At 48.3% G+C, this 25,734-nt stretch carries 25 protein-coding genes, 1 tRNA gene and 2 pseudogenes; 14 read left to right on the top strand and 14 right to left on the bottom strand.

The features are described 5' to 3' along the window. Positions 1-19: 19 nt before the first annotated feature. The 4 genes from guaA to coaD are packed head-to-tail and all read left to right on the top strand — an operon-like array spanning position 20 to position 4,521. Positions 20-1,570 (top strand): glutamine-hydrolyzing GMP synthase, encoded by a 1,551-nt coding sequence (gene guaA / locus U9S71_RS19085; protein WP_326329352.1) that lies wholly within the window; start codon positions 20-22, stop codon positions 1,568-1,570. Then, positions 1,527-2,792, top strand: a complete 1,266-nt coding sequence (locus tag U9S71_RS19080) for an ABC transporter substrate-binding protein (RefSeq protein WP_326329351.1) — start codon at positions 1,527-1,529, stop codon at positions 2,790-2,792. Before guaA ends, U9S71_RS19080 begins: the two co-directional genes overlap by 44 nt. A 23-nt stretch (positions 2,793-2,815) precedes the next feature. Next, positions 2,816-3,991, top strand: a complete 1,176-nt coding sequence (locus tag U9S71_RS19075) for an RsmB/NOP family class I SAM-dependent RNA methyltransferase (RefSeq protein WP_326329350.1) — start codon at positions 2,816-2,818, stop codon at positions 3,989-3,991. 47 nt (positions 3,992-4,038) lie between these two features. After that, a complete protein-coding gene (coaD, locus tag U9S71_RS19070; RefSeq protein WP_326329349.1) occupies positions 4,039-4,521 on the top strand; it encodes a pantetheine-phosphate adenylyltransferase in 483 nt (160 codons plus the stop codon). A gap of 24 nt (positions 4,522-4,545) precedes the next feature. Here coaD and U9S71_RS19065 read toward each other — a convergent pair whose 3' ends face one another. Then, entirely contained in the window at positions 4,546-5,118 is a 573-nt protein-coding gene (locus U9S71_RS19065) for an NUDIX hydrolase (protein WP_326329348.1), read from the bottom strand. 43 nt (positions 5,119-5,161) lie between these two features. On the opposite strand from U9S71_RS19065, the gene pyrE reads away from it, so the two are divergent. Both pyrE and U9S71_RS19055 read left to right on the top strand, forming a co-directional pair. Beyond that, positions 5,162-5,812: an orotate phosphoribosyltransferase gene (gene pyrE, locus U9S71_RS19060; RefSeq protein ID WP_326329347.1), complete on the top strand. Its 651-nt coding sequence runs from the start codon at positions 5,162-5,164 to the stop codon at positions 5,810-5,812. Positions 5,813-5,830: 18 nt separating this feature from the next. Beyond that, positions 5,831-6,232: an SRPBCC family protein gene (locus U9S71_RS19055; protein ID WP_326329346.1), complete on the top strand. Its 402-nt coding sequence runs from the start codon at positions 5,831-5,833 to the stop codon at positions 6,230-6,232. Positions 6,233-6,320: 88 nt separating this feature from the next. Here U9S71_RS19055 and U9S71_RS19050 read toward each other — a convergent pair whose 3' ends face one another. The 5 genes from U9S71_RS19050 to U9S71_RS19030 form a co-directional block, all read right to left on the bottom strand. Next, entirely contained in the window at positions 6,321-7,079 is a 759-nt protein-coding gene (locus U9S71_RS19050) for a superoxide dismutase (protein ID WP_326329345.1), read from the bottom strand. A gap of 106 nt (positions 7,080-7,185) precedes the next feature. Beyond that, on the bottom strand, positions 7,186-7,896 hold the full coding sequence (locus U9S71_RS19045; protein WP_326329343.1) for a DsbA family oxidoreductase: 711 nt from the start codon (positions 7,894-7,896) through the stop codon (positions 7,186-7,188). Between the two features lie 11 nt (positions 7,897-7,907). Then, entirely contained in the window at positions 7,908-8,864 is a 957-nt protein-coding gene (locus U9S71_RS19040) for an aldo/keto reductase (protein ID WP_326329341.1), read from the bottom strand. Between the two features lie 52 nt (positions 8,865-8,916). After that, the gene (locus tag U9S71_RS19035) at positions 8,917-9,549 is read right to left on the bottom strand and encodes an NAD(P)H-dependent oxidoreductase (RefSeq protein ID WP_326329339.1); all 633 of its coding nucleotides are present in this window, start codon (positions 9,547-9,549) and stop codon (positions 8,917-8,919) included. 50 nt (positions 9,550-9,599) lie between these two features. Further along, positions 9,600-10,199, bottom strand: coding sequence for a TetR/AcrR family transcriptional regulator (locus U9S71_RS19030; RefSeq protein ID WP_326329337.1), 600 nt, complete (start codon positions 10,197-10,199; stop codon positions 9,600-9,602). A 153-nt stretch (positions 10,200-10,352) separates the two neighbouring features. On the opposite strand from U9S71_RS19030, the gene rocD reads away from it, so the two are divergent. Next, positions 10,353-11,591, top strand: a complete 1,239-nt coding sequence (gene rocD, locus U9S71_RS19025; RefSeq protein ID WP_326329335.1) for an ornithine--oxo-acid transaminase — start codon at positions 10,353-10,355, stop codon at positions 11,589-11,591. 219 nt (positions 11,592-11,810) lie between these two features. Then, the gene (locus U9S71_RS19020; protein WP_326329333.1) at positions 11,811-12,422 is read left to right on the top strand and encodes an alpha-ketoglutarate-dependent dioxygenase AlkB family protein; all 612 of its coding nucleotides are present in this window, start codon (positions 11,811-11,813) and stop codon (positions 12,420-12,422) included. Here U9S71_RS19020 and U9S71_RS19015 read toward each other — a convergent pair whose 3' ends face one another. Continuing rightward, positions 12,423-14,051, bottom strand: coding sequence for a hypothetical protein (locus U9S71_RS19015; protein WP_326329331.1), 1,629 nt, complete (start codon positions 14,049-14,051; stop codon positions 12,423-12,425). Between the two features lie 256 nt (positions 14,052-14,307). Between U9S71_RS19015 and U9S71_RS19010 the strand changes: the two genes are divergently transcribed. Then, positions 14,308-15,948 (top strand): sensor histidine kinase, encoded by a 1,641-nt coding sequence (locus U9S71_RS19010; protein WP_326329330.1) that lies wholly within the window; start codon positions 14,308-14,310, stop codon positions 15,946-15,948. Position 15,949: 1 nt separating this feature from the next. Beyond that, positions 15,950-16,699 carry a LytR/AlgR family response regulator transcription factor gene (locus U9S71_RS19005; RefSeq protein ID WP_326329329.1) on the top strand — a complete coding sequence of 250 codons (750 nt, stop codon included), beginning with the start codon at positions 15,950-15,952 and terminating at the stop codon, positions 16,697-16,699. 235 nt (positions 16,700-16,934) lie between these two features. Here the strand turns inward: U9S71_RS19005 and U9S71_RS21115 are convergent. From U9S71_RS21115 to U9S71_RS18990, 4 genes and pseudogenes are all read right to left on the bottom strand, one after another. Further along, a pseudogene (locus U9S71_RS21115) lies at positions 16,935-17,048 on the bottom strand (helix-turn-helix domain-containing protein); the annotation flags it as partial. A 66-nt stretch (positions 17,049-17,114) separates the two neighbouring features. Then, positions 17,115-17,339: pseudogene (locus U9S71_RS21110) on the bottom strand (SDR family NAD(P)-dependent oxidoreductase); the annotation flags it as partial. 66 nt (positions 17,340-17,405) lie between these two features. Further along, positions 17,406-18,029, bottom strand: coding sequence for an NADPH-dependent F420 reductase (locus U9S71_RS18995; protein ID WP_326329327.1), 624 nt, complete (start codon positions 18,027-18,029; stop codon positions 17,406-17,408). 60 nt (positions 18,030-18,089) lie between these two features. Further along, a complete protein-coding gene (locus U9S71_RS18990; protein ID WP_326329326.1) occupies positions 18,090-18,842 on the bottom strand; it encodes a glucose 1-dehydrogenase in 753 nt (250 codons plus the stop codon). Positions 18,843-18,956: 114 nt separating this feature from the next. Between U9S71_RS18990 and U9S71_RS18985 the strand changes: the two genes are divergently transcribed. Beyond that, the gene (locus U9S71_RS18985) at positions 18,957-19,286 is read left to right on the top strand and encodes a winged helix-turn-helix transcriptional regulator (RefSeq protein ID WP_326329325.1); all 330 of its coding nucleotides are present in this window, start codon (positions 18,957-18,959) and stop codon (positions 19,284-19,286) included. Between the two features lie 629 nt (positions 19,287-19,915). Here U9S71_RS18985 and U9S71_RS18980 read toward each other — a convergent pair. The 3 genes from U9S71_RS18980 to prmC all read right to left on the bottom strand — a co-directional run bounded on the left by U9S71_RS18980 (position 19,916) and on the right by prmC (position 22,676). Next, a tRNA-Lys gene (locus U9S71_RS18980) sits at positions 19,916-19,988 on the bottom strand. 166 nt (positions 19,989-20,154) lie between these two features. Next, entirely contained in the window at positions 20,155-21,795 is a 1,641-nt protein-coding gene (locus tag U9S71_RS18975; protein WP_326329324.1) for an amidohydrolase, read from the bottom strand. Between the two features lie 20 nt (positions 21,796-21,815). Further along, a complete protein-coding gene (prmC, locus tag U9S71_RS18970) occupies positions 21,816-22,676 on the bottom strand; it encodes a peptide chain release factor N(5)-glutamine methyltransferase (RefSeq protein ID WP_326329322.1) in 861 nt (286 codons plus the stop codon). Positions 22,677-23,013: 337 nt separating this feature from the next. Between prmC and ribD the strand changes: the two genes are divergently transcribed. Genes ribD through U9S71_RS18955 form a run of 3 tightly spaced genes read left to right on the top strand, consistent with a single transcriptional unit; the run spans position 23,014 to position 25,730 of the window. Continuing rightward, a complete protein-coding gene (gene ribD, locus U9S71_RS18965; RefSeq protein WP_326329321.1) occupies positions 23,014-24,084 on the top strand; it encodes a bifunctional diaminohydroxyphosphoribosylaminopyrimidine deaminase/5-amino-6-(5-phosphoribosylamino)uracil reductase RibD in 1,071 nt (356 codons plus the stop codon). Next, positions 24,084-24,962, top strand: coding sequence for an ABC transporter permease (locus tag U9S71_RS18960; RefSeq protein ID WP_326329320.1), 879 nt, complete (start codon positions 24,084-24,086; stop codon positions 24,960-24,962). Before ribD ends, U9S71_RS18960 begins: the two co-directional genes overlap by 1 nt. A gap of 12 nt (positions 24,963-24,974) precedes the next feature. Next, positions 24,975-25,730, top strand: coding sequence for an ABC transporter ATP-binding protein (locus U9S71_RS18955; protein WP_326329319.1), 756 nt, complete (start codon positions 24,975-24,977; stop codon positions 25,728-25,730). Positions 25,731-25,734: the final 4 nt, after the last annotated feature.

Raw genomic sequence — 25,734 nt, 5'->3', positions numbered from 1 at the left:
TTATACGTACCTTTGGCCCATGCCAGAAAAAATTATTATTCTTGATTTCGGCTCCCAATATACCCAGTTGATTGCGCGGCGGGTGCGGGAGTTGAATGTATATTGCGAGATCTACCCATATACCCATATTCCCGAGTTTGATACCTCGGTGAAAGGGGTTATCTTCTCGGGGAGTCCGTATTCCGTGCGGCAAGATGACGCGCCGCAGATTGATTTCCAGTCCATCCAGGATCGGTTTCCGCTGCTGGGGGTATGCTACGGCGCGCAATACGTGGCACAGCATTCGGGTGGCGCGGTGGTAGCGTCTACCATCCGCGAATATGGCCGGGCGAACCTTCATTTCGTAGACCACAACAGCCCCTTGTTGGCTGATATCCCGGCAGACTCACAGGTGTGGATGTCACACGGCGATACCATCTCGTCCATTCCCCAGGCTTTTGACGTCATTGCCAGCACCAGTAAGGTAAATGTAGCTGCATACCACGTTAGGGGTACACAGACCTATGGTATACAGTTCCACCCGGAGGTAACCCATAGTACCGACGGCACAACGTTATTGAAGAATTTCGTCATCGATATTTGTGGGTGTACGCCGTCATGGACAGCGGATGCATTTGCAGAGACGACGGTGGCAACGCTGAAGGAAAAGCTAGGTAACGACCACGTGATCATGGCCTTATCCGGTGGGGTCGACTCGACGGTAGCGGCAGTATTGTTACACCAGGCCATCGGAAAAAACCTGCATTGCATATTTGTAGACCACGGACTATTGCGGAAGAATGAGTTTGAGCAGGTGCTCGAATCTTATCAGCACATGGGACTCAATATCAAAGGTGTAAACGCCAAAGAACGGTTTTACAAGAAACTGGCAGGCGTGAGTGAGCCCGAACAGAAACGTAAAATCATTGGTGCTGCCTTCATCGACGAATTCGATGACGCCGCACACGCGGTACAGGCGGAGCTGCCAACAGGCGTTGAAGTGAGGTGGCTCGGACAGGGCACCATCTATCCCGACGTCATCGAGTCGATTTCGGTAAACGGACCCTCCGCTACCATCAAATCACACCATAATGTAGGCGGGCTGCCCGATTTCATGAAGCTGAAAGTGGTAGAGCCGCTCAACACCCTTTTCAAAGACGAGGTGCGCCGGGTGGGCAAAGCACTGGGCGTGGCACCGACTATCCTCGGTAGGCACCCGTTTCCGGGCCCCGGTCTCGCCATCCGTATACTGGGAGAAATCACCGCCGAAAAGGTACGGATTTTGCAGGAAGCTGATGATATCTATATCCGGAACCTACGGGAATCCGGCTGGTACGATCAAGTATGGCAGGCGGGCACGATTTTCTTGCCGGTGCAGTCCGTAGGGGTGATGGGCGATGAGCGTACCTACGAGCATGTGGTGGCACTACGCGCCGTTGGATCGCTCGACGGGATGACGGCAGATTGGGTACACCTGCCCTATGAGTTGTTGGCCAAGATATCAAACGAGATAATCAATCACGTAAAGGGGATAAATAGGGTTGTATATGATATTAGTTCGAAACCTCCGGCTACCATTGAATGGGAGTAAGTGCCTGTTAGGCTTATCGGTATTGGTGTTGTTGGCGGCATGTACGCCGAAGGTGAGGGTGCTTCGGGCTCCGGGTAGCAAGGAACCCACCGAAAAAACGGAGACGCCCACAAAGAAAGAAGATACGGTGGCAAAGCCGGAAGAAGAGGAAGTGGTAGATTTTAACCAGATTGCTCTGCTTTTACCATTTGAGCTCGATAAGGCCAACCCACACGCACCAAGTGCCGCGGATATCAAGCGGTCGGCACTGGCGTTGGATTTCTACCAAGGGTTTAAGGTCGGCCTGGATGCGCTTTCCGCCGAGGGTGCGAATTTCAAACTGAACGTATTGGATACCCGCGATGAAGCGAGCGAGAATGTTCGTGTCGCCAAGTTGGCCGAGGTACAGGATGCTGCGCTGGTAGTAGGACCTGTATATCCGAAGGAAATCCAGGTGTTTGGCTTTAATGCGAAGCTCGACCAGGCTTTACAGATTTCACCTTTGGCTGCGAGTATGCCATCGGAGTTTAATTTTCCCAACTTGGTCACCATGACCGCACCCCTTCCGGTCCATGTCCGTGCTTTAGCAGTCCACATTGCCGACCAGTACCAACAGGGCGACGTGGTGATTTTCTACAGAACACCCGATGAAGCGAGCAAGCAACTGCTGGTACCGCTTAAATCGGAGATCCGTAAACTGAAAAATGGTAATATCCAAGTAGTGGAAGTGGAAGATGAGCCGAGCCTCGAAAGTCGGGTGCATTTGGAGGGTAGGAACTTAATTGTATTGGCAACCACCAATAGGTATGAGATATCTCCGATTTTAGCGCAGCTAAGGCGACTCCAGGAGGAACTGTCATACGATATCCAATTGTTCGGTCACCCCAGCTGGTCCAAGTTGGGCTTCGATGCAGAAGACGGGCTGGCAGCGCTCGATACCCGCATCACCACATCCTATTATATCGACAAAGATGCCCCCGGGGTGCGCCGGTTCAATCAGCAATACCGTAGTGAGTTTGGTATATCGCCCACCGAATTTGCCTATAAGGGCTACGATGCCGCCTATTATTTCGGTAGCCTGCTCGTGAAGTATGGTCCCGATTACCGGCTGCATTTGGAAGATACCGCTTATGAAGGGTTGCATAATACGTTTAATTGGGAATACAACGCTGCTTGGGGCTATGTGAATAATGCCATTTCCATTTTGCAGTACGGCAGCGGAGGTTTCCGGCCGATCAAGTAAGCCGATCAAGTAAACTACCTCCTATGGTTTCGGAAAAGCGGGTGCGGCAGCAAATCCAGACGGTTGAACGCCTGCTCCATGAATATGCAGAAGAAAGTGGCGTGCCGCTGGCCCGCTTCCTTAGCGGGTTTTACAAGCGTAACCGGCAAATGGGGAGCAAAGACCGACGAATGGCGTCGCGGCTGGTTTACCATTATTTCCGTTTAGGAGACGCCGCCCGAGGGGAAACGCTGACCACTCGGTTGGCGATGGCTGATTTCCTGTGCAGCGATGACAGCGCGGTGGCTTCCATTTTCCTGCCCGAATTTGATGCACACCGCCAAGCCGACCTTTCGGAAAAAATTTCATTGTTGGAGGCCGATACCACATTTCGTCTGGAAGACGTTTTTCCGTTCCGACAGTTCCTTTCGGCAGGCATAGACCGCAAACGGTTTATAGAAAGTCTTTTTGTACAACCCGACTTATATATTCGGTTGCGGCCACCTTATCGTGATGAGGTGATAGCAGCGCTGGATACCGCCGGAGTTGATTACCGGACGGTGGGACCTTATACCGTGGCGTTACCCAATGGTACGGCGTTAGATCGCTTGGAGGGTATCGCGGGCCAATACGAGGTACAGGATTACTCATCGCAACAGACGGGGGCGTATTTCGGGGCCGCCGCCGGCGAACGCTGGTGGGACGCCTGTGCCGGGGCGGGGGGGAAGTCGCTGTTGCTGATCGACCAATCGCCCGAAGTGAACCTGTTGGTGTCTGATACGCGACGTAGCATTTTACGTAACCTCGACGAGCGTTTCGAGCGGGCTGGCATCACGTCGTATCGGCAACGGATTGTTGACCTCACCAAAGATGTAGCAGCGGTGCTGGGCGACGAACAGTTTGACGGCATCATCCTTGACGCCCCCTGTACGGGTTCGGGAACATGGGGGCGCACGCCGGAAATGCTCGCTGCCTTCGATAGCCAATCGATAGCGCGCTTTGCCGCCCTGCAGCGACAGCTGGCAGCGCAGGTGATCACGTACTTGAAGCCGGGCAAGGCCCTCGTTTACATCACCTGCTCCGTATTTGCCGAGGAAAATGAAAGGGTAGTGGAATATTTGCAAGGTGCCTTCGGACTGCGTGCGGAACAAACCGATGTGTTGCATGGTTACCGGCATAAAGCGGATAGTATGTTCGTAGCGCGATTGATTAAGGGTTGATTTGCCATTGAGCGCGCAATATGCTACTTTTGAAAAAAGGATAGCACATGAAGATCGCTGTATTTCCCGGGTCGTTCGACCCCATCACCAATGCCCACGTGGATATCGTGGAGCGTGCCACCGTGCTTTTCGATAAAATTTATGTGGCCATAGGCGTCAACAGTACCAAGAAAGGGTTCTTCAGCCCCGATGAACGGTTGGCTATTGTGCAGGCGGTATTTGAACCCTGTAAAGATGCGGTCGAGGCCGTACAGTTTAACGGCCTAACGGTTGATTTCTGCAAGGAGGTCGACGCCCAGTTTGTCCTCCGTGGAATGCGGAATGCGGGCGACTTTGAGTTTGAAAAGGCTATTGCCTTGAATAATGCGGCACTGGCGCCGTCGGTCGAATCCGTTTTTTTGGTGAGCAGTAGTGGGCTATCGCATATTTCGTCCACTATTGTCCGTGAAATCATCGTAAATAAGGGAGATATAAGCCAACTGGTGCCGAAGGCGGTGATTGAGGCCATAAGCCGTAAGACCGCCGTCTAGTATCTATTGTCTATTGTCTATTGTCTATTGTCTGTTGTCTATCGTATCCAAAACCTCCGCAATAGAGGGATAAGTGTTTTTTCGCACTTTTCCGAATTTTGTTTTCGGCAACCATACCGCTTCCGTGATATCCTCTTCGAGTTGCGGTTTGAGTTTGGGGACTTTATTCACGCCCATTTCATACCAGTTGGTTTTTTTGAGCACCACCTCGCCCTTCAGGTGGTATGTGTGGTAGGAAGTGACGATTTTCTGTCCCAGGTAGCCTACGGTTACACCGCATTCTTCCTCCACCTCACGTACCGCAGCTTTTTTCATCGACTCTCCGGGGTCTAATTTACCCTTGGGCAAGTCCCATTTACCGAGCCGATAAATGAAAAGATAGTCGCCCGCGCCGTTTTTTACGAGTCCGCCCGCAGCTTTAATCACCTTGAATTGGTTCGTGATGAGGCGGAAATAGTCGCGTGGATCGCTTGTTTGGACGAAATACGTGACCGCTGATTTATTTGCCTTGCACTGCTTGAAAAGTTTTTCTAAGTCAAGGTGTTGATGGTCAATTGATTGAATGTTGTCGATGTTTTTTGGGGGGTGCTCTGCCAAAACTAGGGCAGATTGGTTCATATAAATTTTATAGATTTGCGCCATGAATGATATGAATGAGGTTGCACAAAAAGTTGCCGAGTCATTGTTGCAAATTAAAGCAATTAAATTACAACCCAAAAATCCATTTACATGGGCCTCGGGTTGGAAGTCGCCGATTTACTGCGACAACCGTGTAGCTTTATCTCATCCGCCCATCCGTACGTATATTCGCCAGAAGTTATCCGAGCTGATACAGGAAGAATTTGGTGCAGTTGAGATGATTTCGGGTGTTGCTACGGCAGGGATTCCACAGGGAGTGCTGGTGGCGCAAGATCTTGGTCTGCCATTTACATACGTGCGGGGTAGCTCCAAAGATCATGGGCGGCAGAACCAGATTGAAGGGGAGGTCGTGAGCGGCCAGCGGGCAGTGGTGATTGAAGACCTGATTTCAACGGGTAAAAGCAGCTTGAATGCGGTGAAGGCGTTGCGTGATGCCGATTGCAACGTGGTGGGACTGGTGTCGATATTCACCTACGGACTTGCTGAGGCAGAAGCGAATTTCACCGAAGCCAAGTGCAGGACCCTCAGCCTTTGTAATTACGATGCGCTGCTTCAGGTTGCGGCGAGGCATAATTATATCCTCAACACCGACATCGAATTGTTAGAAGCGTGGCGCGTAGATCCGGCGAACTGGTCGCCCGACGGTGCATAACAACGACAATATGAACTGATGACGGTTATAAAGAATCAAATTTCCATCGATAAGCCGGTTGCCGATGTATATGCGTTTCTGGCCGATTGCAATAACCACGAGCAATTGATGCCCGAGAGTATATATAATTGGTCGTCAACCCGGGATGAGGCCCGCTTTACCATCCAGAACATGGCCAAGTTGGCGTTGAAGGTAGACCATCGCAACGAAAACCGCGAAGTGGCATTTGTAGCTGCCGAAAAGGCACCGTTTGACGTGACGCTCCGGTGGCACGTGATCGCCGAAGGGGACGCTGCCACTACGGCCGAGTTGATCATTGAGGCCGACCTGAACATGATGATGAAGATGCTGGCACAAAAACCGCTGCAATCGCTCGTAGACTTCCAGTTGGAAGCGCTGAAGAAAACATTGGAAACATAGCTCGGCTCCACTGCAGCCGTAAAAGACAAAAGGTCCGATGTGCTTACCTAGCAATCGGACCTTTTTACTGTCGTTATCGTTGGAACGATTATCCGTTCAGTTGTTCTGCCACAAAATCCCAATTGACGACATTCCACCAATTGTTGATGTAGTCGCCGCGTTTGTTCTGGTAGTGGAGATAATATGCATGCTCCCATACATCAATACCCAATAGTGGCTTCCCTTTTAATTCGGCATCGTCCATCAGTGGATTATCTTGATTAGGGGTAGAGCCGATCTTGAGTGTACCGTTGTCGCTCACCAGCCACGCCCAGCCGGAGCCGAAGCGGGTAGAACCAGCCGATGCAAATTGTTCTTTAAACTCGTCGAAAGAACCGAATGCACCATTGATCGCTTCCATTAGTTCACCCGTAGGGGCATTGCCTTCTGCCGGAGCCCGCATGGATTTCCAGAAAAACGTGTGGTTCCATGCGCCGCCGCCATTGTTGCGTATACCATCGGAAAGCTTCGAGATGTTGGCAAAAAGCTCTTCTGCCGTCGTGTAACTTACCTCTTCTGCTTTTAGTGCATCGTTAACTTTACTGATATAGCCGGTGTGATGCTTGGTGTAGTGGATTTCCATGGTCCGGGCATCGATATAAGGCTCCAATGCATTATAGTCGTAACCCAGCGGGTCCTGAGAAAACTCGAGTACGCCACCCGATTCCGACGAGTCGCCGGATGAATTGGACGAGGTACACCCCACCAATGCGTTCAACGGGTTGACACCTAACGCAGTGGAGGCAACCGCTGCTGCCGAAAAACCTACGGTCGTCTTTAAAAATTTCCTTCTGTTGGTACTTGCCATAGTGGATAAAAGATTTTGATTTACAGCTTATATACAACCAAAGGTAGAAATTTGTTTTTAAATCCGGCAGGTTTGTGGCTTTTTCTCCCCCGCACCGTTAAAAGAATCAATCGCAACGGCCGTCAGGTCCACAGGTTGGACCTTCAGCTACGGTAAGGGTAACCTTCGGGTTTTCGGCCCGCCACTCGGCAAACGACTTCTCCAATGTCTGCAAAAACACGTCAGTTGGTTGGGCGCCCGACACGGCATACTTACGGTTGAACACGAAGAAAGGGACACCCCGCACGCCGATATCGCGCGCTTCGCGGATGTCGGCTGCTACGGCGTCACTATACAGGTCACTAGCTAATACCGCGCTGATTTCGGTTTCCGTGAGGCCTGCAGCCGTACCCACCGCAATCAATACCTCGTGGCTGTTGACGTCTTTACCCTCGGTGAAATGGGCGTGGAAAAGGTTTTCCTTTACGGTGCTGGCTAAGCCTTTGGTTTGTGCGAGATGCACCAACCGATGGGCATCGAACGAATTGGCCACCACGGCGCGTTCGAAATCCATTGTTAAACCGGCGTTCGCCGCTGCCTGTGTTACTCCGGCGGTCATTTGCTTAGCCTCGTCGTAGCTCATCCCTTTGGTCGCTGCAAGGTACGCGTAGGTGTTTTTATATTCGGGATTCCGCGGGATGTAAGGATCCAGTTGGTAGCTTTTCCATACCACGTCGATCGCATCGGCGTCGCTGAATTGATTCAGCGCCGTTTCCAAGTGCCTTTTGCCAATGTAGCAGAATGGACACATGATGTCTGACCAGATTTCTATCTTCATGCTATACGTGTTCAATATGCGCTTGCTTTATCCAATAGCGCCAGTTGTTCGTTTGTCAATTTGAGGCTACTTGCAGCGACAAGGTCTCCGAGTTGCTGCTCGTTGGTTGCGCTGGCGATGGGGGCGGTGACCGCCGGTTTATGCAGTTGCCATGCGAGGGCCAGCTGTGCAGCCGGGGCACCCGTCTCGGCCGAAACGCGGTCGAGCGCTTTCAGGATGCGGAAACCACGCTCATTGAGGTACGTTTTCATGCCTCCGCCACGCGGGCTTTTACCGAAGTCGGCCTCACCCCGATACTTTCCGCTGAGGAACCCACTGGCCAGTGCATAATACGTGATGACGCCCAAGCCTTCCGCATGAACGGTGGGCAGGTATTCCGTCTCGAATTTTTGCCGATCGTATAGGTTATAGAGCGGCTGTAGACTGATGTAACCTTGTAGACCGTGGTCTGCCGCAAACCGGTTGGACTGCGCGATACGGTCGGCCGATAGGTTGGACGCCCCAAGGTAACGGACTTTCCCGCTCTTGATGAGTGCATTGAATGCTTCCATCGTTTCTTCCACAGGTGTATCGGGGTCATCATAGTGGCTTTGGTACAAGTCGACGTAGTCCGTGCCCAATCGTTTCAAGGAAGCGTCTATCGCGCTCGCGATATAGTCGCCGCCCAGCCCTTTCTTTCCGCCGCCCAGATCACCGCCAAGTTTGGTGGCGATGATGACATCGTCGCGTTTCCCGCGTTGTTTGAGCCACCGGCCAATAATGGTTTCCGACTCGCCCCCTTCGTTGCCCGGAGCCCACATCGAGTAGGTGTCGGCCGTATCGATGAAGTTGAACCCTGCCGCCACGAAAGCGTCTAGGATGCGGAAAGATTCTTGTTGGTCCAATGTCCAGCCGAAAACGTTACCGCCAAAGGCGACGGGTGAAACTTGTAAATCGGATTTTCCTAATGTTCGTTGTGTTGCCATCATGTTTTTATAGTACAGTTATGAGCACGTGTTTGTTTGCGCTGCGCGCAGCGTGTTAAGCAATCTGCGATAAGAATACGGATTTGGGCATGCGCACCTTTTTCTGGTTCACCAGCCAATCGTTTTCGGTATCGCGGAAACCCAACGGCAGAAGCGTTACGCTTTTTAGTCCTTGTTGCGATAATCCCAACAAGTCATCGAGCGCTGCATTGTCGAAGCCTTCCATGGGGGTGGCGTCTACTTGGAGTTCGGCCGCCGCCGCTATGGCCGTCCCGAAGGCAATATATGCCTGACGAGCGGCGTGTTCGAAATTCAGCTCTGCCGGGCGGTTCAGGTAAGTGCCCTTGAGGCGGTTGCAGTAATCGTCGAAGGTACTGGCGGGAACGCTGCGTTCGGCGGCGATATGGGCAAATACATCTTCAATCCGTTTAGCCGTGTAGTTATCCCATGCGGCGAAAACGAGCAGGTGCGACCCGTCGATGATTTGGTTTTGATTGAATGCGATGGGATGGATTTTTGCCTTCAGTTCGGGATTGGTGATAACGATGATTTTAAAAGGCTGTAATCCCGACGATGTCGGTGCCAGTTGTGCCGCTTCCAGTATTTGTTCTACTTTTTCTTGCGGAACAGGCTCACCGTTCATTTTCTTGGTGGCATAGCGCCAGTTTAATGCTTCCAGTAATTGCATATACGTGTAATTGTTTGATGATGAAAAAATGATTGATTATGATGCTGTTGTTAATTAAGCAGTGCTTTGATGAACCCCTGTACGGCATCGTCAAGCGTGCGTCGGGCCATTTCGGGGCCGCCATGCGCTGCGATGATGGTCATGGCGACAAGCCCATGTAAGATGGACCAGAATGTGGTTGCTTTGAGGTGACTGTCTACATCGGGGTTCTTGCCCGATGCGATCGCTTCGTTTATCGCAGCGTGCAACAGCTCGCTTACCTGCCGGATTTCCGGGATATCGCGAACCATTTGGCAGGTAGGAATACCCAGCCCGTACATGATCTGGTAGTGTTTGGGGTGTTCTTGTGCAAATTGCCAATAGGCCTCGGAAATGGCTTCCAATTGCTCCGCCGGGGAGGTTCGAGAGGCTTTGGCAGCAGTAAGGATGGCAGCTAGCCGGGCGTACCCTTCGCGGGAAAACGCCTCCAATATGGCATCTTTGTTTTCGAAATGCTTATAGACTACCGGTGTGCTGTACTCGATGGCATCTGCGATTTTACGGATGGAAAGCGCTTCCCAACCTTCCTCTTCGACAATCTGCCACGATTGTTCGAGGATGGTTGCGCGAACTTCCTCATGCTGGCGCTGCTTACGTTCTGATATTCCCATTTTGTAACAGTGTGATAAAAAACTAACACTGTCAGCAAAAGTAACACATGTAACCGAAACGAGCATACTGCCGGACGAAAAACGACAATTGGATGACGTTACATCCCGTATGGCGTATGCAACAATTATGCGAAAGTATGCTAACTTTGGCACATGTCACGAGTAGAAACAACTCCATTGTCGAGAACAGAACAATTTATAGCTAAGGAACTGCAATACAGCGCCCATAACTACCATCCGTTGCCGGTTGTACTGGAGCGGGGAGAAGGTGTTTACTTATGGGACGTGGACGGCAAACAGTACTACGATTTTCTGTCGGGATACTCGGCCGTAAATCAAGGTCACTGCCACCCCCGGATTGTGGGTGCGCTAGTAGAACAGGCACAAAAGCTTACGCTTACCTCCCGTGCGTTCCACAGCGATTTGCTCGGTGAATTTGCCGAGTACATTACCGCATACTTCGGTTACGACAAGGTGTTGCCGATGAACAGCGGCGTGGAAGCAGTGGAAACGGCACTTAAGTTGGCCCGCCGTTGGGGCTATGATAAGAAGGGCGTTGCGGCCAATCGCGCCAAAATCATCACGGTGGCGGGAAACTTCCATGGCCGTACCCTCAATGTGGTATCTTTTAGTACCGACCCCTCATCGCGCGACGGCTTCGGGCCGTTTATGCCGGGTTACGAGGTGATCCCCTACAACGACCTGGCGGCCTTGGAACGTGCCTTGGCAGACCCCGATGTCGCCGGATTTCTAGTGGAGCCGATTCAGGGCGAAGCGGGTGTCTACGTGCCGGATGAAGGATACTTGGCTAAGGCCTATGCGTTGTGCCGACAGGCTAACGTATTGTTCATTGGCGACGAAATCCAGACCGGGCTGGCCCGGACGGGTAAGATGCTGGCGTGCGACCATGAAGATGTACGCCCGGATATTCTGATATTGGGTAAGGCGCTTAGCGGTGGCACGTTGCCCATCTCCGCCGTATTGGCCGATGATGATGTGATGCTCTGTATCAAGCCTGGTGAACATGGCTCTACCTACGGCGGCAACCCGTTGGCTTGTAAAGTAGCCATAGCATCGTTGGAAGTAATCAAAGAGGAAAAGCTGGCCGAACGATCGGCCGAGCTGGGCGACTATTTCCGCGATAGATTGCGCGCATTGAACCACCCCCACATCACGGAGATACGGGGCAAGGGATTGCTGAATGCCATTGTCATTGACCATGAAAATCCCGAGGCGGCTTGGGAGATTTGTCTCGCACTCAAGGACCATGGTTTGCTGGCTAAGCCAACCCACGGCGACAAAATCCGGTTCGCGCCACCACTGGTGATTACCAAAGCGGAGCTGGATGAATGTATCGCGATTATTGAAACAGGTCTTAAAACCCTGAAATAGCACGCCTCATATTTTTTCTAAAAAATCCTTGGATGGTGCTGATTTAATACCGATATTGGTCCTAGGTTTAGGTTGATAGTCCCCAATCCCTTGGGGGCGACATCTTTTCCCGGGAAGATGATTAAAGCCCCGCCCCATTTTTCGATAAATGGGCCGGGGTTTTTTCATTCAATGGAATCACCGGGCATTCATACAGGGTGCCGGCGCATAAGCGGAAACATGGATTTATTTAATCAAATCATCGACAAACATAGAAATTGGCTGCCCTACGATGGAACGGTCCATTATTACGGTAGGCTATTATCCAAGGCCCAGGCCGACCATTACCTAGCCCGATTGCTCGAAACGATTGAGTGGCGCAATGACGAGGCGGTTATTTTCGGAAAAAAAATCATCACTAAGCGGAAGGTGGCGTGGTATGGCGACATTCCGTACGAATACAGCTATTCCAACACGACCAAAACTGCGTTGTATTGGACGGCTGACTTATTGGAATTGAAAGCACTGATAGAGAACGAAACGGGCGAGCATTTTAATTCTTGTTTGCTCAATCTGTATCACAATGGAGAGGAAGGTATGGCGTGGCATAGCGATGGTGAAACCGACCTTAAAAAAGACGGCGCGATAGGTTCCTTAAGTTTTGGTGCCGAGCGGAAATTTGCTTTTAAGCACAAACAGAGCAAGGAAAAAGTGGCGCTCGTGTTGGAACACGGCAGTCTGCTGGTGATGAAAGATACCACCCAAACACACTGGCTCCACCGGTTGCCACCTACCAAGAAAATACGGACGCCACGGGTAAATCTTACCTTCCGGACCATAGCGGGAGGTTAATCAATTGCGCAACACCTTTACATCTTTAAACATAAACGTGTTGTCGCTGACCCGTAATGGTTTGCCCGACGTTGTCGTCACGTTTTCGAGCACCACCTCTTTGGTTCTTACGTAAGGAAACTCCTCTTGGTACGACTCGTCTGTCATTTGGGGATTGAAATCGGCGAAAAGGGCAGGGCCGTTATAATCCACCGGGATATTGGAGTCGTCAATCGTCAGGTTTTCAATCGTAATGTGCTCAGGCATATAGCAGACATAACCAAAGTCATGCAGGCCCGATTGCCTGCCGCTGATGAGTGAGACGTGGGACAAGTTCCTGGCGGAAGGCTTGAAAACACAGTCCTGTATGATCAGTTCACCTTGCCACGTACTCCCGTAGTCGGGCCGCAGGTTGATGATGCTTCTGCCGAGTATGGTGCTGTTCGACACGATAAATGTGCCGGTACCGATGGCGTTGATACCCATGTGGCCGAGCGTGGAGTTACGGACCGTGGCGTTGGCCACCCCCTGGTGGGCATCGAACCGAGATAATGTACAGCCATCATACAACAGGTTTTTACCGAAGTTGGAGCCCATGATGCCCCAATAAGTCGGGTCGTTGATATCGTTGGTTTGGGTGCAGTTGATGAATGAAACGTTGAGCGCACGGTTCACCGAGATGTCATAGGTCCCCATCGATACTGGCTTGCCCGCGTTGCCGATGGTTCTGTAGGTTTTCCGTCCGGTGAGCACCGTGTTTTTTACGGTTACGTAAGCACAATTACCTACATCAATGAATCCGCTGTAGGGGGCGCCATGGTCCCCTTCGCCGGTAACGCGGTGCACCAGCCCATCGACGGTGACATTGGAACGCCGTATCGCTAAATTACGACTATAGTACGTGTATTTTGATTCGGCTTGGTTGGCGATGGTGGTGAACGTGCCGCCGGTGATTACCAACGGCGTCTCATCGATGGGGAGCGCCGTGATACTGGTGATTTGGTCGAAATCCCAAATTATAGGTGCATCCATATCTACATTGCCGTTTTTGTCGACCACAAAAATATCCGTTTGGGAGGAACCATTATTTTGGTTCAGGCCGAAACGGATATATTGTTTTACGTTGGTGTTCACCACCGTGATGAGGCAGGGGCCGGGAAGCGTTGCGTCTATTTTTGCTTGGTTTTTCCGCAGGGAGGATATTCCTTTGGGTGTAAACGATTGCATTCCCGAGCTCACCAAAAAAACTGCTGCGGTTCGCTTCTCAACATCGGTATCATCAATGATGAAGGCGGCTTTTCCGAAGTCGGTGTTGGTTTTGATGACAGCTGTGCGTGCTTTTCTGCCAATATAGTAAGTGGCGTTGTCATCCCCTTTAACCGTCAGGCCGTGGGCATTGGCAAAGGCATGGGTGGCAGCTATCGCATCGATATCACCCGTTTTCCCGTCGCCCTTCGCACCGAAGTCGCTATATTGTACCCAGCCGGTATCTTTGAACTTACGGGCGCTTTCGGGTGGTACATTGATTTGCAGACGGCCGTCGTCGTCACGTACCTGTATTTCCCCTTTATGGGAGGTGATCAACACATCGTCTTGGGCTTTGCAAACGATCACGGCTAACAAGCAGCCGAGCAATAACGTATATTTCATAATTTTACAGCTTGTAGTGTGGGGCTAAGTTAATTAAAATATTTTTCAAACCGATTTTTCATTGGATACAATTCCAGCGGAACCGCCGATTTATTTACAGGATCATCATCGGGTATATTTAAGAATGGTATTCTTTTGCAATATTCAAATACCGAACAAAACATTACACTTACTATTTCAAACACTGCCTTTGCTGTTTTAGGGTTTTAGTTTTGCTATTATTGTGACAAGTTTGATGAGAATTAAACTCGACATCATGAAAAGGACACTCTTCATATTCCTAAGCTTGATTATCACGCTGTCTACGGTAAACGCACAGAATGAGATCAACTTTTATCGCACGTACGGGGCCGGAGGAAGATTAACTATGCATGTTGATAGTGCAGCAAAAAATGTCTATTATGGCAATAAATTTCCAAATCAACCCAACACCTCTTTTAATTATTTGCCAGATGTCAACAAGGTAAGTGTCCAAATGTATTTTCAAAAGACAGAAAATCCGCAGAACCATCGGTACACCATTTTGGTCGATGATGAACCAATCGTGGTAAACAAGGCGATCAATAAAGAGGAACTACAAGATGTCGTCAGGAAAGATTATGAATGGGAAGACGAAGTACTCGATTCCACATCACTTGGTGTTTTTCCTATAAAAGGCAAAACCATTACAATACTGACTTATGACATCCAAAGACCACAGGATGTTTACAAAACTGTGTTTTACGGGAAGCCTATTCCGAAAGCGAAAATCGAAGTCTTAGCAAAGCGTTTTGCAACGGAAAAAGGCGTCGACTACAGCCATATCACAGAGCCAAAAGAAAGAATAGATCTCACTTTCACTGAAAAAGACGACGAGCTGACCATTGTCAAAGAAAAATCGGATATCGATTATCTCTACTCCATCTCCGTAAAAGATAAGAAAACAGGTAAAATAATCTTCGAATCCACATCATGGCTTTATGGCGGCTACCTTAATAGAGAAGACAAACTTTCACCTTACGTACAGATTGACAAGAGCATTTTCAAAAAATCCGGAGATTATGAAATTATCATTCAGCCATTGATTCGATGGGGTAAATACCTTAATAGCCATTTTAAATACGATATTTCGCCAAAAGAAATAGAAAAATATATAGCCAGATATACGCTCGCTATCACGTTAGATCAAGAGAACTATACCAAAAAAGAACTTTTGACCTACACACTTATTGTGGTATCTTCTATTGGATTAGTTTTTCTTGTTATCCTCTATTTTACCAGAAAAAGAAATAAGAAGAGGCTGACGGAAAAAGAACAGCAAAAAAACATGGCCAAGCTCCAGCTTAACTCCATTCGTTCCCAATTAAACCCTCACTTTCTGTTTAACGCACTCGCTGGCATTCAAAATTTAATGAACAAAAACGAAACAGATAATGCCAATAAATACCTTTCTAAATTCGCTCGACTAACGCGTAATGTACTTGATGATAAAGAGCTGATTTCTTTGTCGCAAGAAAAAACTTTACTAGAGGATTACCTGCAAATGGAGCAATTGCGGTTCGGCTTTACGTACGAAATTAATCACTCTGGAGACTTAGATTTAGATAACCTAGAAATACCAAGTATGCTGCTCCAACCTTTTGTAGAAAATGCGGTAAAGCATGGCATATCGCAAAAAGCTACCGGTGGAAAGATTACGATTGAATTTATTAAGCAAGAAAAAAATTTGGTCTTAACGGTTACCGATAATGGAAATGGATTTGACCCAAAAAGAAAAAATAATGGACTGGGTCTGCCATTGAGTGACAGTAGAATAGCATTATTAAATAGTATTTATAAAGAGAATCGCTTTACCTTAGCTATACAATCAACCACTAACGGGACTGAAATGAGCTTAACATTGACCGATTGGCTATAATATGATGAGAGCAGTTTTAATAGATGACGAAATTTCGAACTTAGAAAACCTGCGGACTTTGCTAGAAAGGCACTGTCCGCAGGTAACTATAATCGCAACAGCGCAAAATGTAAGTGATGCGGTTGACACAATTGAAAAACATTTGCCAGATTTAGTGTTTCTGGATATTCAAATGGGCGATCAAACAGGTTTTGATGTGCTAAAACTACTTCCAACGCGTAATTTCGAAGTTATTTTTGTTACGGCTTACGACCAATATGGAATACACGCTGTAAAATTTGCAGCCTTAGATTATCTTTTAAAACCTATTGATATTGAAGAGTTGATGAATGCGGTAAATAAAGCTGAACATAAATTAGCAATACAAATACAAACTTCGCAGCTCGATTTTTTACTGCAACAACTCAAAAGGCCAGAAACGAACGTTAGCAAAATTGCACTACCTATGCAAAGCGAAATAAGGTATGTTACTTTATCACAAATTATACGTTGCGAAGCAGACAATACGTATACCCACTTCTTCCTTTCGAGCGGTGAAAAAATAGTGGTTTCTAAATCACTTAAAGAATATGCAGATTTACTGCGCCCCAATGGATTTTTAAGAACTCACCAAAGCCATTTAGTAAATCCAAAATACGTCAAAAGCTGGTTAAAAGAAGACGGTGGGATTCTACTCTTAATATCAGGAGAAAAAATACCCGTTTCTAAGCCTAACAAGGAGACTGTAAAGCAAGCCTTGCAACAGCTCTAAATAATAAATCTTAAATTTGAACTAACAAAAAAAGCCCAATCTTTCGATTGAGCTTTTTGTGATCCTAATGGTACGAAACTCGAACCCTTTTTTGGGAAATTTAAGGCGATAAAAATCGTACGTTATATATATTGTAGAAAACGAAACGGAACATATCAAGAATGACCCAGATTTACGGCATTTGATACAAGAGGGATAAATGATAAGAGGTTGCAAAAAGCAACCTCTTATTTTTTTAGTTTAAAGACCTAAATTCATTAGGTGTTACACCTGTTTTCTGTTTGAAAAGCCGTGTGAAATGTTGCGGATATTTAAAGCCTAATTCATAAGCTATTTCGCTAATGGATTTATCGCGTATCCTTGAGCGACCGCATTGTTTACCAAAATATCCAAGGCACCGAAAGTCTTTTTTTGTTTCTTCAAACAGCTTCGTTACATCGGCTTCTTTCGATACATCGCCTTGCACCGCAATGGCTGTGCCTCCATTGTCGGTAATAGCTTTCACTACTTTGTTGGCTGCTTCTTTACTTGAAGCATAACTTACAACAACCTTTGCGCCTGCCTCGGCAAATGCAATTCCTGTACCAATTCCTCTTTCAGCACCTGTTACTATCGCTACTTTGTTTTCTAATTTACTCATTATTTATTGTAGCGAAATTTAATTATTAAATTTTTTAAGGATTATATTTGAACCATTGCAACTGCTTCAATTAAACTTAACCAAGTCTTTAAATATCAGTTTGCCCCAACTGTTTCCATGCCCGTGTACGAGCATTCCTCCCTCTGAAAGTCTGCCAAGATTGATGGGGGCAAAACCGAGATTTTCTGCAAGTGTTCCAATATCTCTTGTTGCTGCATCATCATCACTTGTAAGAAACACCACTCTTCTGCCACCGTGTACGACAGGGTCTTGAGAAAGAGTAGCAGCCACCAAATGGTTGAAACCTTTCACCAATTTTCCTCTGGTGAAGGCTTCCTCAACCACCCTGCCGGAAGGTTGACCTCCTAGCACTTCATCGGACACGCCATAAGCATTCGTAACATCGACAATGATTTTTCCCTGCCAATTGGGCAGTAGCTTTGCTACTTCCGTATAAGATTCGAAGCGGACTGCCAAAAAGATGATATCCGCTTTAACGGCATCCTCCAGTTTTTTGGGAATAATAGAGGAGCCGATTGCGGCAGCAGTGGAAGTGAGGCTTTCCGGTTCGTGTCGGGAGGCAACGGATACTTCAATGCCTTTTCGGGCAAACGCTTTGGCTAATGCCTGACCTATATTGCCAAAGCCAATAATTGCATAGCTCTTTATTGTGTTGTCTGATTTATTCATTTTGAAATATTTTAAGGATTTAATGGTACGAGTTCAAATTCATGTTCGTACAAAAGATGATTACTTAGCCAAATAAGTCATACCACCATCGACAATTAGCTCTGCACCAAGCATAAAAGATGAATCATCAGAAGCGAGAAAAACTGCCGCTTTCCCAATATCAGATGGTTGACCAATTCTGCCTATCGGCATTACACTTGCAAAATGTTTTTTTACAGCTTCCATTTGCTCTTTGGGAACGAACTTCTCAAATGCCGGAGTATCTGTTGTACCTGGAGTTATTACATTCGCTCTAATCTTTCTATCTAAAAGGTCATTTGAAAATGCTTTTGCAAAATAGATTACGGCTGCTTTTGCAGCACCGTAAAGTCCAAATGACGGGTATGCCCGATGTGCTGCATTTGACCCGATAAGAATAATAGACGCACCATCATTCATATAGGGAAGTGCTTTATTTACAGTAAAATAAACACTCTTAAGGTTTAATTCCATTGACTTGTCATAGTCGGCTTCGCTAGTGTCTGCAACAGTTCCGTTAATTCCACCACCCGCATTGGCTACTACTACGTCTATTTTACTAAATTTTTCAGATGTTTCTTTAAATACTTTTTCCAAGTCGGCTATGTTAGTTACATCGGCATTGATTGCTATGAAATCATTACCAAGCTGATTCGCAGCACTAGCTAAACTTTCTTGATTTCTACCTACAATAACTCCTTTTGCACCTTCATCTTTAAATTCTTGAGCAATGCCAAATCCAATGCCACTATTACCACCTGTAATAACTACTACCTTGTTTTTTAATCTAGTCATTTTTATATTATTTTAAATTAGTATTGCAAAGATACCATCATTAGTTTCTAAAATATACTATATTTGTATTCTCTAGTACCCAACGGGTAACTAGTTTTATAAAGCTTAGATAAAATGAGAGACGATAAATTTTGTAATTCGAACTGCCCATTATACCAAGCGATTGGGAAAGTTGGCAACAAGTGGAAACCTATTATCATAAATGTCATTCGAGAAAGGACGGTTCGGTTTGGTCAGTTAGATGCCATTATACCGCATATTACCCGAAAGGTACTTACAGAACAATTAAGGGAATTGGAAGAGGATGGTATCGTTAATAGAGAATCATACAAGGAGCTTCCACCAAGAGTAGAATATTCATTAACGGAGCAAGGCAAGGCATTTCTTCCTATTCTGGAAATGATAAAAGAGTGGAACGAAAAATTTGAATTGGTATCAAGTTAATTTTGCATTCAAATTTGTATCTGTTTTTTTAATGAAAGTTTGGATTGTAGCTTTTGGAAAGTTTGGATTTTCAGAAGATAGAAATTAGGATTACAAGAGGGCATGACGGCTTTCAATATATCTGTCTGACCTTATTAACCTCTTTTTATTTATTCGGTAATGAGAGGAGGAGCTGTTTTGTTTCTCATCACTACCTCTAATTGCTCATTTATTTACTCGTTCAAAGGCCGGAGTATGCTCTGCTTCGTTTTATGGGCTAAAAAGGCCAGTGTTTAGCTGAAACAAGGTTTTGACTAAAAAATACTACCCGCAGGGTTGGAGATTTTTTAGCAAACCGAAGGCTTGACCTTGTAAAGCGTTAAGAACACTGATTTACCTTTGCCCGTGAAAATGAAACGAATAGCATACCTACTTTTCAATAAAAACCCATAAACAGTAGAAAAACCAATGGTGTTAGAGAAAAATAAGTAAAAGCGGGTTCGATGTTCCCTAAATTTCTGTCATTTACGAGACACAACATCGCACCCCGAAGATCAATTCAGCGACAACGCATATCTATCAGAATATCAGTTAATTATGAGGTAATAAAAAAGGGACAAATCTGTCGTTTTCAGACTTGTCCCAAGAGGTGATCCCGCTGGGGCTCGAACCCAGGACCCATACATTAAAAGTGTATTGCTCTACCAGCTGAGCTACGGAATCATTTTTTGTTCTTTTCAGAACCAACTTCCCTGCTTTTGGAAAGTGGTGCAAAGATAGAATTATAGGGTGTATCGTCCAAAATAAATTTCAGATAATTTCAATGGATATGATAAGGGCTTTAGTTTCAATTGTTAATATCACAGGAGCACATAGCGTACGACGGTAGCTACTCTTTACGGTAGACCGTTTCGCCGGCGATTGCCGTTTGTAACACCTTCACTTCGGGTATTTCGTTGGCCGGAATAGTCATGATGTCTTTTCCAAGTCGAACGAAATCAGCTTTTTTACCTACCTCGATACTACCGCGTGTATCCTCCTCGAACACGCTGTATGCAGCCCAAATGGTCATACCCCGCAGGGCAGCCTCGCGGTCGATCGCATTTTCGGGCTGGAAGCCCCCCTCGGGGTAATCGTTTTTGTCTACGCGAGCCACAGCGGCGTGAAATCCGTACAGCGGATTGATGTGCTCCACAGGGAAGTCACTACCTAAGGCCAATAGCCCCGCTTCTTCGAGTAACTGCCGGAAAGCATAGGCACCCTTGATACGTTCCGGGCCTAAGCGGTCTTCAGCCCAATACATATCGGATGTGGCATGGGTTGGCTGCACCGATGGAATAATGTCATAAGCACCAAATTTGTTGAAATCCGCTGGCGATATAACCTGTGCATGTTCAATCCGCCAACGGCGGTCGTTTTCCCCTTTGAGGTATTTGCCGTAAATTTCGAGTATCAGCCGGTTGGTCGAATCGCCTATAGCATGGGTGGCTACTTGGAAATCGCTATTGACTATGCGAGCAATGGCCGAATCGATGGCTTGGGGGCTGAACAGCAGGAACCCCGAAGTCGGCGCGTCTGCGTAGGGGTGAAGCAGGCAAGCGCCCCGCGAACCAAGGGCGCCATCGGCCAGTATTTTAAAGGCACGCACAGTGAATCGGTCGCCCACATAGGGACCTGCCGCCAAGTAGTGGTCCAGATTTTCATCGGATAGGCCTATCATTGCGTGGTTACGGATACGGAGTTGCCCTGCCGTATATAGACTATCCAGTAATTGGAGGGAGGCCCGCCCCAGGCCGGCATCGCTCACCGTGGTAAGCCCCACGGCTAGACAAGCCTTCTCCGCCTTCTTCAGAAACTGTGTTAACTGTGATGTTGTGGGGCGGGGAATAAGGGCAGATACGGCGTCCATCGCATTGTCTACCAATATACCGGTGGGCTCGTCCCGCCGGGTCTCAACCAAGCCGCCTTCGATATCAACCGGACCGGTGATCCCTGCCAGCTCCAATGCTTTGCCGCTCGCCAATGCCGCGTGCCCATCAATGCGCACAAGGTACACCGGGATGTTGGGGAATGCGGCTTCTAAACGGTCTTTCGTTGGAAAAGATTTGTCTTCCCAAAGGTTCTGGTCCCAACCCCGGCCCAATAGCCACGGTGCATAGGGATGTTCGGACCGGAATGCTTTGAGGCGGTCGATGATTTCATCGAACGAAGTTGCCCCACTCAGGTCGGCCTGGCCATAGGTCTGTGCATAGCCGAAGAAGTGTGCGTGCGCATCGTAAAAACCGGGGTAAATGGCCTGGCCTTGTGCATCAATAGTCTCTTCCGCCCCGTATGCTGATCGGATCTCGTCCGAAGTGCCAACGGCGATGAATTCGCCGTCGCGCACGGCAAAGGCCTCCGCAGTGTTAAACGACGAATCGACCGTGTACACAACGGCGTTATAGACGATCAGGTCGGCCTGCTGGGAGCTGTTGCATGAACACAACATCGCGGTGGCGACGGCTGCTAATGTAAAGATGGTATTATTCATGGTTTATATTAATGTTGGTTCTATTTTTTCGCGCAGACCATCCGGTCGGCACCTTGCATGTCGCTATGGACTGTAACCGCTCTGAAGCCTTTTTTATGGAACAGATCACTTACCTCTTTGCCATAATTGCGGTTAATTTCGACATATAAATTGCCGTCTGGGAGCAAGTGGCTGGATGCGAATGCAGCAATATGTTCGTAAAACAGTAAGGGAGCGTCTCCTTGAACAAAAAGTGCCAAATGGGGCTCATGTTCCAATACGTTGCTGTGCATTTGCCCCCGCTCAGCCGTGGTAATGTATGGGGGGTTGCTTACCACGATGTCAAACCGATGGTCGTTTTGGAAAACAGCATCCCATTCCAAAATATCTGCTTGGATGAAATTAATTTGTGCCGAAAGGCTTTTTGCATTCTGTTGCGCTACGCGCAGCGCATCGCTCGAAACATCCAGGGCGTATACCTGGGCTTTCGGCAGTGCTTTTTTCAGCGCAATAGCGATACAGCCACTTCCTGTGCCAATGTCGATAATACGTAAAGGAACAGTTGAAGGCCGGTGATGGCGGGTGATGAGGTGCACTAACTCTTCGGTCTCCGGCCGCGGTATGAGCACGGCGTCGCTTACGGCGAGTTTCATCCCCATAAACCAAGTATGTCCCAAAATGTATTGGATGGGTTTTGCTTGTTGGAGCGCTGACAGTGCGGTAGTAAACCATTCCCCGTCTTCCTCGCCCAGTGGCGCCTGCCGGTTTAATAAGTAAGTCGTCTTAGACCAGTCGAATCGATCTTCAGCCAGGAGGTAACAGAGCTGCTTAATTTCATCTACAGGGTATAAACCCAAAAGACCATCCACGAACCGTTGTTCGATTGCCGCTAGTGTCTGCATGGATGCAAACTTACATCATCCACGTGGATTGGCCAAACGATACAGTTGCTTACCTCGTGGCTACCATTGTTTTACCTATTCTTTACCCTTTGTTTAGTACTTCCTTACTACTTCCTTACCTCTTCCATACCATTTCCTTACCATTTCCTTACCTCTTCCTTACCTCTTCCTTACCTCTTCCTTACCAAACCCTTACCATTTCCTTACCAAATCTTTACCAAACCTTTACCTAGGCGGTAAAAAACGGGTAGAAAAGCAGTAAAGAAAGCGTAAACAAAGTGTGGGGAAGATTTAAGCGGCGGCCGATAAAAAGAACATTTTTAAGTATGTTTGCGTCATGCAGGAACATGAGGTTTACATGCGGCGCTGCCTCGAATTGGCCCGGTTGGGGATGGGGGCGGTAAGCCCTAATCCGATGGTAGGGGCGCTGTTGGTTCACGATGGAAAAGTCGTTGCCGAAAACTACCACCAACGGTTCGGCGGACCGCACGCCGAAGTGTTGGTTATCGAAGAGGCGCTCGCCAAGTATGGCGATGGCGCCGCAACGCTATTCCGCAATTCTACGCTGTATGTTAGTTTGGAGCCGTGCGCCCATTACGGAAAGACCCCGCCCTGTGCGAAGCTATTGGCCGAACATCAACTCGGAGAGGTCGTTGTGGCCTGCCGCGACCCGTTTGATGAGGTGAACGGCAAAGGAATAGCCCTGATGGAAGAAGCCGGCATTCGGGTAACGGAAGGGGTGATGGCCGATGCATCGCGGTGGTTAAACCGGCGGTTTATTACCCGCATAAAGCAACAACGACCATATGTTATCCTGAAATGGGCGCAAACGGCAGATGGCTACATGGCGCCGGCCGACAGCACCCAACGATGGATTACCGGCGCAGAAGCAAAGCAATTGGTGCACCGCTGGCGCAGCGAAGAGGATGCGGTATTGGTGGGGGCACAAACTGCTTTAGCCGACAACCCCCAGCTCAATGTAAGGGAGTGGAAGGGCAAGAATCCCAAACGGGTACTCATCGATAGGCATCTTGCCGTGGGTGCCACGGCCCACCTGTTGGACGGTAGTACGGAAACGATGGTGTTTAACGCTACGCGAACCGACTGGGAAGGGAATACCAAATACATTGCCCTCGAAGATTTCGATTGGTACCTGCCCCAGAAAATACTCTTCCAACTTTATTTGATGGACGTCCAATCCATTATCATAGAGGGGGGGCGAAAGACACTCGACCTCTTTATCGAAGCGGGTTTGTGGGACGAAGCACGGATATTCACATCGCCCCAGGTTTGGGGGAGCGGTATTGCGGCGCCCGTATGCCACGCCGCAGCGGCGGATAATGAGCAAGTCGGCGCGGACCGGCTGGATATATATTATCGAAACAGCAATCAACACAGCACGAGTTAATGGACTTCTACATCGCTGCAGTTATTCAGGCCTTATGCTTCGGTCCACTGGTCGTTGGACTCTTCCTGTCGATGAAGATTTTCAATATTCCGGATATTACCACGGATGGGAGTTACACATTGGGCGCCGTTATCACAGCCGTGGGGCTATCCAACGGATACCCGCCATTGGTTACGCTCCTTTTAGCCATGGGCGGTGGCGCATTGGCCGGGTGCTGCACGGCCTTGATCCATACCTGGCTGCGCATACATGCACTGTTGGCAGGTATCTTGGTGATGACCGCACTTTATTCGGTCAATCTGATGCTCTTGGGGCGGTCTAATATGCCGCTGCTCGATTACCCGGATGTCTTCAGTCAATGGGGAATATTCGGCAATACGGACCATAACACCTTGTCGGTGTTGCTGCTTTTTGTTGTTATTTTGCTTTTTGCGATGGCCTACTTGCTGCGTAGCGATTTTGGCATCGCACTGCGCGCTACGGGCGATAGCGAGCCCATGATTAGGGCCCAGGGGGTAAACACCACACGGATGAAGGTGTATGGTTTGGCTCTTTCCAATGGACTGGTTGCCTGGAGCGGCGGACTGATGGCGCAATTCCAGGGGTTTGCAGATATCAATATGGGGATAGGCATCGTAATCAGCGGACTGGGAGCCGTTATTATCGGTGATACGTTGATTAACTTCATGAAACTGCGCACCATGTTGCCCATGTTGGTTTGTGTTATCGTAGGGGTGGTCTTATTCCAGTCGATGCTAGCATTGGCACTGAGCGCTGGCATTAACCCCAGCTTGTTGAAACTCACCACCGCCCTGCTGGTATTGGCCATTGTGGCGTTGCCCCGCGTGGGCGATGCATTGCAATTGGCTAAGCGTTAAGTAGAAATAAGGATGCTTCAGCTACAACATATCACTAAAGTTTTCAACGCAGGCAAAGCTACGGAGGTTGCCGCTGTCCAAGACCTCACGCTCCACCTGGAGCCACAGAGTTTCAATGTATTGGTGGGTGCCAATGGTTCTGGGAAAAGCACGTTGCTCAATTTGATTGCTGGCAGCATATACCCCGATACCGGGAATATACTCCTGCGCGAACGCGAAATCCAGCGATTGGCAGACTACCGCCGTAGTAGGTGGATAGGGCGGGTGTTTCAAAACCCATTGATGGGTACTGCCGCCTCGTTGAGTGTGTTGGATAATTTCCGTATGGCTGCCCTGCGTCGATCGACCAAATGGATGACGCTGGGCACTGGTGGCCGGTTCCGGAAACAGGTTGCCGAAAAAATAGCGACACTGGGAATGGGCCTGGAAAATAAGCTTACACAACCCATGGGGTCGTTGAGTGGTGGGCAGCGGCAGGCACTCACGTTGCTGATGACGGTTATGGCCGATGTAGACGTACTCTTGCTTGATGAGCCATCAGCCGCGCTGGACCCACGTTCGGCACGGCAAGTGATGGAAATTGCTAACCGACTTATAGCCGAAGATCGACTGACGGCATTATTGGTTACCCACAACATCAGTGAGGCACTCCGCTATGGCAGCCGGCTCATACAGATGGAGAGTGGAAAAGTCATCAGGGATTATGATGTAGCTGCCAAACGCATGCTTGATCACAGTGCCGTGGTGTCGTGGTTTGATTATTTCTGATCAA

The organism is Parapedobacter flavus, assembly GCF_035818675.1.
Lineage (GTDB): Bacteria > Bacteroidota > Bacteroidia > Sphingobacteriales > Sphingobacteriaceae > Parapedobacter > Parapedobacter flavus.
The sequence above is the reverse complement of the archived record's forward strand: the minus strand, read 5'-3'. Positions and strand labels throughout refer to the sequence as shown.